This is a genomic window from Bdellovibrio sp. HCB-162, from assembly GCF_047344985.1.
Taxonomy (GTDB): domain Bacteria; phylum Bdellovibrionota; class Bdellovibrionia; order Bdellovibrionales; family Bdellovibrionaceae; genus Bdellovibrio.
In genome coordinates this window covers 643,652-655,059 of record NZ_CP178861.1, presented here as the reverse complement: position 1 = coordinate 655,059, position 11,408 = coordinate 643,652, and the positions used below count along the sequence as shown (strand labels likewise).

The window sequence follows — 11,408 nt, the reverse complement described above, 5'->3', positions numbered from 1 at the left end:
TAATTTTGTACGCCGGCTCTATTCGTGCAGGTATTTATATTGCAATCAAAAATTTGAATAGAAATGCCTTCCGATTTCTGGATCGAAAGGCATTTTTTATTGGCTGGAAGATCTACCAGCTTATTTAAAGGAGCAAGTAACTGTTTTGTTAAGGACTGTACTGGTATAAGATACGATTTGACCTGAGTTGCTAAAATTAATCTTAAGCAACTGTAGCGGCTTGTAGTAGTCATTGCTCAAGGAAATTTCATTTTCTCCAGTTTTTTCGATGTCCTCGGAATGTTTAACACCCCAGTCAGTAATTTTAGTAACAATTTTTTCTTGGCTGGAATATTCGAGAGTATTCCACACCGGATCGCTCATATAAGATCGCGCTACAGTCTCGACAAAACCATCCTGAATGGTAATTACCAAGCTACAATTTCTTTCTGCGATGATTACCTCAGGCGAAGTTACTTGGCCTTGGAGAATGAGGTTAACTGCTTTACTTTTGTTTTGAGACTCCGCAGAGTTTATAAGTTTCTCTAGCTTCGAGTAGTAATACTCTTGTCCACTAGAAGCATGAGCCATTGAGGACAGAACACTTAATAACATGAAAGGGACTAATAGTTTTTTCACAGGAACTCCAAAATTTCGCAGGGCTTAAGTTTTAAGAAAAATAAGATAAAAACAAAGGCACGACTAGATGTTATTATTTTCGACAGTAAATTTTATCTTTAAAACCTCTGAACAAAATCAAATGGCTCTAATACTTAAAACGAATAGGTTCGCACTGGCTTCCTGATCCCAAAAGACCTCCTGATTTTTACTAAAATCCGGAGGAGTCCCGATTAAAACAGTTTTGGCGTACAAATGCTTCAGAAGCCTCGATGGCTGCCGCAGCCTTGAGATAAGATCCATACAAACTAACGAGTCGCTGCAGGTCTGAGGACAAAAGAGCTTTAGGCTCCACGACCTCATCAAACTCTATTTCTATCAAAGTTTGAGGGTTAGGCAAAAGTGGTTCGTCTACTCCGGCGACTTGCGCACCAAATCTAAAAAGCTGACTGAAAAGTCGGCTTTTTTATTTTTTACACTTAGTTCTCGTTAGGAGTTTGTGCGGGACTTCCCAGAACTCTGGACCAAGTGAAACCTCCACTGATTAAACTCACCATGTATGTTCGGTTCGGAGAAGCACCCACTGATAAGTCATCTAGTTTTTTACCGCGACAGTCTGGTGTGCTCATCATTTCAGCCCGAACAGTGTAAGGCGCCATAATAGAGATGTAATTTCCTGAACTCCAGGTTTTAGTTTGTCGTGGCGGCACACAGCCATAGTCTGCATGTCCACTGTCGAAGGGGTCGTAGATAGTGATCCACATTCCATAGTCCGTGTCGTTCACCGTCGTAATCGGCGAGATGTCTGCTTTCGAAACTGATGACAACGTCAAGCCCGCCAAAGCTACCAAAGCCGCCATTAGATATTTTGCGTTTTTCATATTTTTCTCCTTAGTGTTTTGCTGTTGTTATCATTCACTAAGGCAAGAGCGGTGCCAGCCAAAACGGACCCCAAAAATAAACCTAATCGTTCTTTTTCACCTCTTGCCGAAATCTCGGCACAACCTCGCGCCGGATTTCCAGCAGGAGCCGAGTTACCAACAGACTCACTTGGATTTCTTCTTCTTTGCTTCTGGTTTGGGAATGGATTTGATAAAGGCTTTGGCCTCTGCTTTTTCTTCATCGGAAATATGTGTGAATTCAGTGTTGGTCAATGCCCCAATGAGAGCGTATGCATAAAGAGAATGGCGATATTTGGGATTATACTCGATCAACTTTTTCATCGTCTTTTTCCAGCCAAGCTTAATAAACTGCTGAGCTGTCGTGATGCCGATTTTCGCGAATTGCTTTTCCGTGACTTCACCAAGATTTTTTAGGTCAGAAATTTTTTTGGCTTTCTTCAATACGTCTTCAGCAGGTTCATCTGAAAAAAGTCGCGGCTTTCGTGTGTCGATCTTCGTTGAAATTTCGTCTTCGACATTCTTTCTTTTTTTGGAGTTTCCTTTTTTTCCTTTAGGCTTTGGGATACTTCCCCAAAAACTGCTAGGTCTTAAAACTTCGCGGAGAATATCGGGAACGATTTCTTCGAAACCTTCGGTATGCAACGGCAGATAAAGCCACTTTGGCAAAATCACATGCGGAGATAATTCTGGAAATTTTTTGAGAGCTTGTGGTTGAAACTCACGCTCGACAGGAAACATAGTTCCGTTCCAGCGTTTGTCATCGGATTCAAAAATCAAGAGTACGATTTTGTCATCGATATAGTAAGCAAATCCACCGAACATGGATTTGCGCCGATACCCCTCCTCGGGTAACAGTTCTTCAATCCACTTAAGCTCGCCAGGTTCTTTTGCCATGACTCTTAGTTAACATGTTAGGACTGAGCATTCAACCGCATTACATTTTAAGTTTCACGGTCGAATTGCTCCAATATGAAACGAATTTTCCAATTTTTAACTATACAAAAGAATGTTTGATGCCGAAAAGATAAGTATGCTAAAAGCGGTACGTTTCTTCTTAGTTTTCCTGTGGGCCACGGTCAGTATTTTATTGGTCTCGCTACTGAATGGCGTCCCTATTTTAAATGCTCCTCCTCCGGGTCGATGGGTGCTTACTCACGTTATTGACTCAGCCACCGCCGAGGACCAAAGAATTCTTGATTATCTTCTTCATAGAAAATCGGTCAAAGTTTTTGATGAACTTGTGATTCTTCTTGAGCCGGACGAAAATCTTCAAACTCAGTTACGCAAAAAAGGATATATCGTGACGCTGGGAAGCCGACAGTTATTGGCCCAAGCGCTGCCTACTTTGCAGAGCCCTTATTTTCTCGTGACTTCTCCCAAGGGGGAAGGCGTTTACGCCGGAGCGTACACCGAGAAGATTCAGGATCTTGAAATTGCGCAAAGTTATTTCAATCGTAAAACGCTCTCAAATTTTCCCATTTCTGGTTGTGGCAACAGTGTTCGGGCTCAAAAAGTTTTCGATCCACAGTCTTTGATTCTTGCACAACGAAACGAACTTTGATTATTTTTTCTTCGGCACGTCCTTAATGGTGATTTTCTCATCAAGCTGTTTTTTCAAAGCCTCGACAAATCCATTTCTTAAAGACTCCCAGAAAGCGCCCCATTTGTTGATATTCGGCGCCTTGGAAGCTCCTTCAAATTCAATCTTGGTAGCGACAGTGTGATCTTTGCTATTTCTTAAAAAAACATTGGCCCAGGCGATAGCGACTTCATTAAAAAATCTTTTGGGGCTTTCGAACTTTTCTTTCGGAGACATAACGTCGAGATTTTCAAAAAAAGGTTTTACATAACCTTTCACCATATTTTCTTTGGTACTGACTTCTCCATAAAGACTGAATTTCCCGGAGTGCACTGTGAAAGAACCGTAAGCTAAGAAAAAATCATTCAGCTTTGTGACATCTAACTTATCAAGTTTAAACTTGGATTCAAAAGCCGGAAGACGAGAGAGCAAGTTGATTTTAGCCTCGGCATGAAGCTTTGCACTTTTTTGCAATCTCGCTGAAGCCTGCACCGTGCTGGGCAGAAGTTCTTTTCGGTCATCAGTGTTTTTAATGTTAGTGGCTTCCGCGTTGATTTCATCCATCACGATTTTCACCGGCACTTTAAATTCTTTGTTAACGAATAAGACTTCACCGTGGGTCAGTTTAAATGATTCAAGCTCAATAGGAATTAACTTACCAACAACGGTCTTCCAGTCTTCCCCACCGCCGAACTGCTGTTTCTTTTTTTCCTGGCTGTCGACGAGATTAAGTAACACGCCATCCACTTTAAGATCTCCGAGCAACTTTCCTTTGAACAACGCCCGCCAGGCCAAGGACAGGTCCGTGTGTTTGATTTCAATCAATGGATCTTTCGCACTTTTTCCTTTTTTCCACAGACGCAGACCTTCAAACTGATAGGCCCCTCGATATAAAGCCAGACCGAAGTCGTCAAGATGCCCCTCATAGTTCTGAAGCTTCTGACCAAGGTACCAATTAATTCCATACTTCACTCCCACCGGAAGAAAAATACGGACGAGGATCAAAACTAAAATCAGGACCCAGATCGCAATAGGAATTTTACGCAGGAGCGGTTTTGCATTCATGGCGCAAGCTTATCAATGTAAACCGCAAGCGCATCTTTTTTCGATTGAAAATGGCCCTTAACAAAAACATCTAATTCCATTAATCTAGAAGGAACTCTTCCAAAGGACCTTTTTTGTTTCGCAGCTTTTATTTTTGCTTGGGCTTGTTATTCGTATTGTGTGTTCAAGCACCTCAACAAGCTTTTGCGGAGACAAATTGTTATCTGATAAACGAATGCAGTCATTTTCGCAGAGATCCTTCAAGCCCTTCCCCGGGCACACAGGTTAAAATCAATCCTTCTGCAGTACCGACAGACAAGGGATTTGGTGTTGAAGTTATTTATTTTAGTGACGGAGGAGATTTTTCTTTGGTGCGAGGAAACGGCCGAATGGGAGCAGCGCTTTCCCCGTCCAATAGTGAAGAAACCTTTTTTGGGGCTCCGGGCTTTGAAACCAACGAAGAACTTTTAGATCGAAAAATAAATAAAAAGAAATTTCCGAATCAAAAGTACACTCTGGCTGCGGCGTTCGATATTGTCGACAGAAAAGGCAGCGGCTTTAATCGATACAGTCTTAAACTTGGAGCGATGGCAAAGTACAATACTCTCACGAAAAACGTGACACCCGGTGCGGGTCTTAACGGAGTGTGGGGTCCTTTTTCCATTGGCTATTCTATCTACGGTGATGAAACTCAAGTTGATCTGGGCGGCGGAACTACGAACACAATTAAATATCAAGTTCAGACTTACAATATCGGTCTGTACCTTAACTCATTGATTTTAAACTATGCAAATTTGCGTTTGAAAACGGCTGAAGATCCCCTCTATGGCGAATACGTGGCAACGGTTCACCTCTATACTGCCAGCCTCACACTTGGAAAATTTATTCTGACGGCGTCAAAGCGTTTGGAAGATTCGGATGCTCCGGCATTCAACTATGAGACGGACCAACTGGAACCGCAAAAAATCAAAGAAGAATATTTTGGCGGAGTTCAATATTCACTCACCAAAAATTTTATGCTGGGTGTGCTCTACAATTATTATTTGTTGCGAGAAGCTTCCGCGACGGCGACGTTGTTTTTTTAGTAGCGCAAAAGTCACGATAAACAACAATGTGATTTGAACTATTTCACTCGAGTAATTGCCTCCCCCGAACGTGTGGCGACCTTTTCTCGAACCGATACACTCAGAACAAAATAATCAACCATTCAGCATTTACTTAGTTATGCTTCCTAAATTTTTCACCGAAAAGTTCTCAACCCCGCGTTTAGAAAGCGCAGAAAAAATTAAATGGAGAGAACATGAAATTCGGAAGTAGTACGTTTGCGAAACTAGTTGTAACCGTGATGGTGGCTTCAATGGCATTTGGTTGCGCGAAAAAAGAGGAAGAAGAACCTAGTCTTGGTAGCGGTGGACTGACTGCGGCTCAACTGGCAGGTACTCGCTACAGTTCTTGCGTCGCCGTCTCAAGCGATGCCACTTTTGGTGCCGCTTTTAATGGGACATCCTACATGCAAGGCCTGACCTTTAATGCGGATGGAAGTTATGCGCTTTCTACATTTTGGTTTACGGGTGCAAATTGCCAAATGGGTGGCTCACCAATTTTAACTTACTCTCAAGCAGGAGTCTTCCAAGTCGGTGAAATTATGGATACGCCAGCAGGAGCCACGAAAGTTGTTATGACGGTGGGTGTTTCCCAAATGACAACATACGGTGGAACTGCGGGCGCATCGCAAACATGGGCAGGTTATTTCAATGGTGCGCCTGGAAGTCCGGGATTTAGTACATCTGCGAATGATACTAAAACCGTATCTGGATGGCAGGCCCTCAAGGTCACTGCTCCAGATTTCTCACTTCCAACATTTCCAACCACCGGCGATGTTCTTTACAACGCAGTTACTCTGGATACGTCTTCAACAAAGACATCCGTTACATCATTCCGTCAGACAAGCACTATCTGGAGCGCAGGACAGCCTAGTTCTTATCCGACGACGTCTGACATTACTTTCACGGAACCGTAGTTCTTATTTAAATAAGTTTTATTCGTAGAAGGAGGCCAAGCGGTCTCCTTCTTTTAATAGCTTTAAGTCCCCTCTCGGATGTTGCCTTGCATTATCGCTAAATTCCTCCTCTCCGGAGGGCCTGAAAAGGGTGCATGTTTAGGGAAAACCTGATAGATATTGGGGACCTATGACAAATGCAAACAACACCCGTTCAAATCCCTACAATCCCGTAAAACCCGATGTCCAACTTGCAAAGCAAGAAGAGACGATTTTAGATTTCTGGGATCAAGAGAAAATTTTTGCGCAGTCTTTAGATCCAAAAGGCAAAAAGACTTACAGCTTTTATGACGGACCTCCGTTTGCAACAGGTCTTCCTCACTACGGACATTTGCTTGCCGGAGTTTTGAAAGACGTTGTTCCTCGTTACTGGACGATGAAGGGCTACACAGTTCCGCGCCGTTTTGGTTGGGACTGCCATGGTCTTCCTGTCGAGTATGAAATCAACAAAACTCATAAAATCGAAAGTCGCAAAGACGTTTTCAAAATGGGCGTGGCGAATTACAACGACGCTTGCCGCTCGATTGTGAAACGTTATTCGACAGAGTGGAAAACAACTGTTCGCAGAGTCGGCCGTTGGGTTGATATGGAAAATCCATACTTCACGATGGACGTTTCTTTCATGCAGTCTGTGTGGTGGGTGTTCCAAGAGCTTTTCAAAAAAGGTTTGATCTATGAAGGCTACAAAGTCGTTCCTTACTCTGTAGGGATCTCGACGTCTCTTTCAAACTTTGAAGCCAATCAAAACTACAAAATGGTTCAAGACCCTGCGATCACAGTGATGTTTAAGTTGATCAATCAACCAGACACATCTGTTCTTGCATGGACGACGACTCCTTGGACTCTTCCTTCGAACTTGGCGTTGGCAGTGGGTCTTGAAATTGATTACGTGAAAGTTCAGGAAAAAGCGACGGGTCGCAAACTTATTCTTGCGCAAGCTTTGCTTCCTTCTGTGTTCAAAAAACCAGATGAAGAAGTTGAAGTTTTGCAAATGATGAAGGGTCAAGAGCTTGTTGGTCTGACTTACGAACCTCTTTTCCCATACTTCGGTGACCGTGCCGATAAAGGGGCTTTCCGTATTATCTCTTCTGATCACGTGACGACTGACAGTGGTACAGGTGTCGTTCACATGGCGCCAGCGTTTGGTGAAGAAGACTACTATGCGTGTGCGAAAGCTGGCATCCCATTGGTGAATCCTGTGGATGATGACGGTATGTTCACGAGTGAAGTTCCTGATTACGCTGGTAAACGCGTAAAAGACGCAGATAAAGATATCATCGCAGATCTTAAAAAACGCGGGAATCTTTTCAAACAAGATACAATCCAACATAGTTACCCATTCTGCTATCGTTCAGATACTCCGTTGATCTATCGTGCAGTGTCTTCTTGGTTCGTGGCGGTTGAGAAAATTAAAGAACAATTGATCGCGAACAACCAAAACACAACGTGGGTTCCGGATCATCTTCGTGATGGTCGCTTCGGTAACTGGCTTGAAGGCGCTCGTGATTGGGCGATTTCTCGTAACCGTTTCTGGGGAACTCCGCTGCCTATTTGGAGAAATCCTGAAGGCGAAGTGATCTGTGTGGGTTCACGCGCGGAGCTTGAAAAACTTTCTGGTCAAAAAATTGATGATCTTCATATTGAGTTTGTAGATAAAATCACGATTCCTTCTCCGACAGGTAAATCACCACTAAAACGTGTTGATGGCGTTTTGGACTGCTGGTTTGAATCGGGTTCTATGCCTTACGCTCAATGGGGTTATCCTGAAACTTCTGTTGAAGACTTCAAAAAGGCTTTCCCTGCTGATTTTATCGCGGAAGGTTTGGATCAAACGCGCGGTTGGTTCTACACACTTTCAATCATTGGAACGGCATTGTTTAATCAAGCGCCGTTTAAGAATGTTGTCGTGAACGGTCTTGTTTTGGCTGAAGATGGTCGCAAGATGTCGAAGAGCTTGAAAAACTATCCTGACCCAATGGAAGTTTTGAATCAGCATGGTGCCGATGCTTTGCGCCTGTATTTGATTGATTCTCCAGTGGTGAAAGCGCAAGAGCTTAAGTTCTCTGAAAAAGGTGTTTACGATATCGTTCGTAAAATCTTGCTCAGATGGTGGAACTCTTATTCATTCTTTGCGAACTACGCCAACATCGACGGTTTTGTTCCGAAAGGTGATGCGAAGAAATCTCCAAATATTTTGGATCAATGGGTTCTTTCTCGTTTGAATGGTTTGATTGCAAACACTCACAAAGAGATGGACGCTTATCGTTTGTACAACGTCGTTCCTCACCTGCTTCAATTCATTGAAGACCTGACGAACACGTACATCCGCTTCAACCGTTCATTGTTTTGGCAAGATGGCATGCCTGAGACAAAACGTTACGCTTACGAGACTTTGCATGAAGTTCTTGTGACTTTGTCCCGCTTGATGGCTCCGTTTGCTCCGTTCTTGTCTGAAGTGACTTATAAAAACTTGGCGCAAGTTCTTCCGAATAAGAAGGACTCTGTGCACTTGGAAAGCTTCCCGAAAGAAGATCTTTCTATGCTTCGTCCTGAATTGGAAGAAGCCGTAAAAGCAATGGATACTCTTGTGACGTTGGGACGTAATCACCGTGAGAAGATCGCAGTGAAGGCGAAGATCCCTCTGAACGAAATCAAGATCATCCACAGAAATCCGGAGCTTTTGAAAACGCTTAAGATGTTTGAACATCTTTTCATTGATGAGTTGAATTTCCGTAAAGTGACTTACGATTCTCATGAAGACCAATACGTGCAGGTGACTGCGAAAGCAAATTTCCCTGTTTTGGGTAAACGTTTGGGACCTAAGATGAAGGCCGTCGGTGGCGCGATTCAAAAATTGGATTTAGCTGCGATCTTGAAACTTGAAAACGGTGAAACAATTCAAGTGGAAGGCGAAGACATCCAATTGACTGACGTGGAAATCCGTCGTGCACCAAAAGGTGACAACGCGAACTTGTCTGTGCACCAGATCGTTTCTATCGAAGTCGATCCGACAGTGACTCCAGAGCAAGAGCGTGAAGGTTTGGCTCGTGAGATCATGCGTAAGGTTCAAGTGGCTCGTAAGTCTGCTGACTTTAAGTTGGATGACAAGATCACGCTTGAGATCGCTTGTACGGCGGCTTTGCGTGAAGCTCTTGAAGCTCACAAAGACATGGTTGTTTCTGAAACTTTGACGATGAATTTGAATATCATGGATGTGGCGGCTGATCCAAAAGGCACACACACAGAAGCTTCAGATATCGACGGCGAAGTTATTAAAGTCGGTGTAACCGCTCTTCCTCGCGCGTGAAAAAGCTCGGGGAAGAATTCTCATTCTCAGCAATAGGCATCGTCAGGACTCCGTTCAAAGACAAGTTCGGAGTTCCTCGCCAGCCCGGCCTTGCGGCTGAAGCCAAAGGGGTTATTAAACTAAACCCCGATCCTGATTTAAAAACCGCACTTAAAAGCCTCGAAGAGTTCAGCCACTTGTGGATTGTTTTTGTTTTCCATGAGCACGGCGGAAAAAACTGGAAGCCGAGCATTCGTCCCCCAAGACTGGGCGGCAATCGCAAGGTGGGAGTTTTGGCTTCGCGCTCTCCTCACCGTCCGAATCCTATTGGGATTTCTGCTGTGTCGATTGAAAAAATCGATCTTGATGCCGAAGGTGGAGCAGAAATCTATGTCGGCGGCGTTGATTTGATTGATGGCACTCCGATTTTGGATATTAAACCCTATATTCCTTACGCAGATGCGATTCCTGAAGCGAACGCGGGATGGGCTTCTGGAGATATTCCTCGCTATCCTGTGCAATTTACAGAGGACGCAGAAGCAGAAATTGCAAAACGCGATCCTCGTGGAGAAAAGAAACTGCGCGCGTTGATTATCGACATTTTAGAACTTGATCCTCGTCCAGCGTATCAAAAACGTCAGTTGCCCGTAGAAGATGAAAAAACTTGGGGCACAAAGTATGGTTTTGATGTCATCGGTAATGACGTAAAATACGAAATCCGCGAGGGATATTTCTTGGTCTACGCTTTGGGTTATCAAAAGTAGCCAATCTTTGCCTTAAATATTTTTCTGTGTTTTTCTAAGTTTATGAAAAGACTTCTTGGGGTTTTCATTCTTTTATTGGCGTCGTGCGCAAGTAAATCACCTTTGCCGCAACCACAAAAATTTACTTCTTCGAAATGCCAAAGACTTTTTCAGGAAGCCGCTTTTGAAAAGGCTCCTGACCAACTTAACAAAGTGAGTGATTTGTTTTTAGCGGGTTGTTACCAGGAAGTGATCACTTTAGGCTCCTATGTCCGTGCTTTTCACCGTGATAAATTTTATCAATTAACTGCTGAAGTTATAGAGGTGGCGTTACCCGAAGGTGTTCTTACGGAATACGTGATGGAGTCTTATGAACGCTCCTATTTAAGCATTCTCATTGCTCTAAGTTACTTCAATCTTGATAAAAAAGAAGAAGCCTTGGTCGAACTCCGACAAAGCATGATGGATGAAAATGCGCACATTTATAATCATGGCAACGATCCAGTAATTACTCTTCTGCATGCTGCAATCTGGAGTAATTTCGATTTAAATGTCGCTCGTCCATTTTGGAAAAAATTAAGTGAAGATAAAAATGTATCCAGCGAAGTCCAAAGCTTCAGCCAGGAGCGTGTTCAAGAAATAGATGGCAATAAAAAATTCGAAGGCACGTGGCGAATCTTTGGATTGGGATATATGCCGCGCTTGACCTGGAAGACCGATTTCATAAAACGAGAAAATGGTCCTTATAAAATTATGCCAACAAGAAACTTTCCCAAAACATGCTCCACGAACTCAACCATTCTAATGCCGACATCGTCATGGGTTCAAAAATTATCTAAGCGATATGAGGCTGACTATCATCCCCTGCTCTATACAAAAAGTGTTGTGCGAGTTCCCTTTGGATTTACCTATGGTGTTCTGGGTGTCACTACAGGAGTCGCGGCCGGCGCCACGGGTTGCGCCATTGGTGCCTATGCAAACTCATCCTCATTATGCGCAGACTCATTGAATGCTGCAGGCTACATTATTAAAAAAACAGGTAACATGGTCGAATACGTCATGGCACCAGACTTAAGACACTGGGAAAAAATGCCCACAGCCTTTTTTATTACTCGCGGGAACATTGATCAGTCCGTTCCTTGTCTCTTTGACGTCGAATTGAATTTAATGACTCTTCACACCCTCGCCCGCTAGTGCT

The 11,408-nt window shown here is 43.5% G+C and carries 10 protein-coding genes; 6 read left to right on the top strand and 4 right to left on the bottom strand.

What is annotated here, in order from left to right; translation table 11 throughout:
- Positions 1-120 precede the first annotated feature (120 nt).
- The 3 genes from ACLSSO_RS03255 to ACLSSO_RS03245 all read right to left on the bottom strand — a co-directional run bounded on the left by ACLSSO_RS03255 (position 121) and on the right by ACLSSO_RS03245 (position 2,393).
- Positions 121-618 (bottom strand): hypothetical protein, encoded by a 498-nt coding sequence (locus tag ACLSSO_RS03255; protein ID WP_413944042.1) that lies wholly within the window; start codon positions 616-618, stop codon positions 121-123.
- A 458-nt stretch (positions 619-1,076) separates the two neighbouring features.
- Positions 1,077-1,478, bottom strand: a complete 402-nt coding sequence (locus tag ACLSSO_RS03250; RefSeq protein WP_295901479.1) for a hypothetical protein — start codon at positions 1,476-1,478, stop codon at positions 1,077-1,079.
- A gap of 165 nt (positions 1,479-1,643) precedes the next feature.
- Positions 1,644-2,393, bottom strand: a complete 750-nt coding sequence (locus tag ACLSSO_RS03245; RefSeq protein ID WP_413944041.1) for a TfoX/Sxy family DNA transformation protein — start codon at positions 2,391-2,393, stop codon at positions 1,644-1,646.
- A gap of 136 nt (positions 2,394-2,529) precedes the next feature.
- On the opposite strand from ACLSSO_RS03245, the gene ACLSSO_RS03240 reads away from it, so the two are divergent.
- The gene (locus ACLSSO_RS03240) at positions 2,530-3,060 is read left to right on the top strand and encodes a hypothetical protein (RefSeq protein WP_295901484.1); all 531 of its coding nucleotides are present in this window, start codon (positions 2,530-2,532) and stop codon (positions 3,058-3,060) included.
- Here ACLSSO_RS03240 and ACLSSO_RS03235 read toward each other — a convergent pair whose 3' ends face one another.
- Positions 3,061-4,143, bottom strand: a complete 1,083-nt coding sequence (locus ACLSSO_RS03235; RefSeq protein ID WP_413944040.1) for a DUF748 domain-containing protein — start codon at positions 4,141-4,143, stop codon at positions 3,061-3,063. It abuts the gene before it with no gap.
- Between the two features lie 368 nt (positions 4,144-4,511).
- On the opposite strand from ACLSSO_RS03235, the gene ACLSSO_RS03230 reads away from it, so the two are divergent.
- The 5 genes from ACLSSO_RS03230 to ACLSSO_RS03210 all read left to right on the top strand — a co-directional run bounded on the left by ACLSSO_RS03230 (position 4,512) and on the right by ACLSSO_RS03210 (position 11,404).
- A complete protein-coding gene (locus tag ACLSSO_RS03230; RefSeq protein ID WP_295901490.1) occupies positions 4,512-5,207 on the top strand; it encodes a hypothetical protein in 696 nt (231 codons plus the stop codon).
- 215 nt (positions 5,208-5,422) lie between these two features.
- Positions 5,423-6,142, top strand: a complete 720-nt coding sequence (locus tag ACLSSO_RS03225) for a hypothetical protein (RefSeq protein ID WP_295901493.1) — start codon at positions 5,423-5,425, stop codon at positions 6,140-6,142.
- A 169-nt stretch (positions 6,143-6,311) separates the two neighbouring features.
- Positions 6,312-9,488 carry an isoleucine--tRNA ligase gene (ileS, locus tag ACLSSO_RS03220; protein WP_295901495.1) on the top strand — a complete coding sequence of 1,059 codons (3,177 nt, stop codon included), beginning with the start codon at positions 6,312-6,314 and terminating at the stop codon, positions 9,486-9,488.
- Positions 9,485-10,231 (top strand): tRNA (N6-threonylcarbamoyladenosine(37)-N6)-methyltransferase TrmO, encoded by a 747-nt coding sequence (gene tsaA / locus ACLSSO_RS03215; protein ID WP_295901498.1) that lies wholly within the window; start codon positions 9,485-9,487, stop codon positions 10,229-10,231. The genes ileS and tsaA overlap by 4 nt, the downstream gene beginning before the upstream one ends.
- A 201-nt stretch (positions 10,232-10,432) precedes the next feature.
- Positions 10,433-11,404 carry a hypothetical protein gene (locus ACLSSO_RS03210; RefSeq protein WP_413944039.1) on the top strand — a complete coding sequence of 324 codons (972 nt, stop codon included), beginning with the start codon at positions 10,433-10,435 and terminating at the stop codon, positions 11,402-11,404.
- Positions 11,405-11,408 lie beyond the last annotated feature (4 nt).

Bases quoted from the DNA above. Each gene is read 5' to 3' on its own strand.
- ACLSSO_RS03250 (WP_295901479.1), bottom strand. From the start codon at position 1,478: ATGAAAAACGCAAAATATCTAATGGCGGCTTTGGTAGCTTTGGCGGGC.
- ACLSSO_RS03245 (WP_413944041.1), bottom strand. From the start codon at position 2,393: ATGGCAAAAGAACCTGGCGAGCTTAAGTGGATTGAAGAACTGTTACCC.
- ACLSSO_RS03240 (WP_295901484.1), top strand. From the start codon at position 2,530: ATGCTAAAAGCGGTACGTTTCTTCTTAGTTTTCCTGTGGGCCACGGTC.
- ACLSSO_RS03235 (WP_413944040.1), bottom strand. From the start codon at position 4,143: ATGAATGCAAAACCGCTCCTGCGTAAAATTCCTATTGCGATCTGGGTC.
- ACLSSO_RS03230 (WP_295901490.1), top strand. From the start codon at position 4,512: ATGGGAGCAGCGCTTTCCCCGTCCAATAGTGAAGAAACCTTTTTTGGG.
- ACLSSO_RS03225 (WP_295901493.1), top strand. From the start codon at position 5,423: ATGAAATTCGGAAGTAGTACGTTTGCGAAACTAGTTGTAACCGTGATG.
- ileS (WP_295901495.1), top strand. From the start codon at position 6,312: ATGACAAATGCAAACAACACCCGTTCAAATCCCTACAATCCCGTAAAA.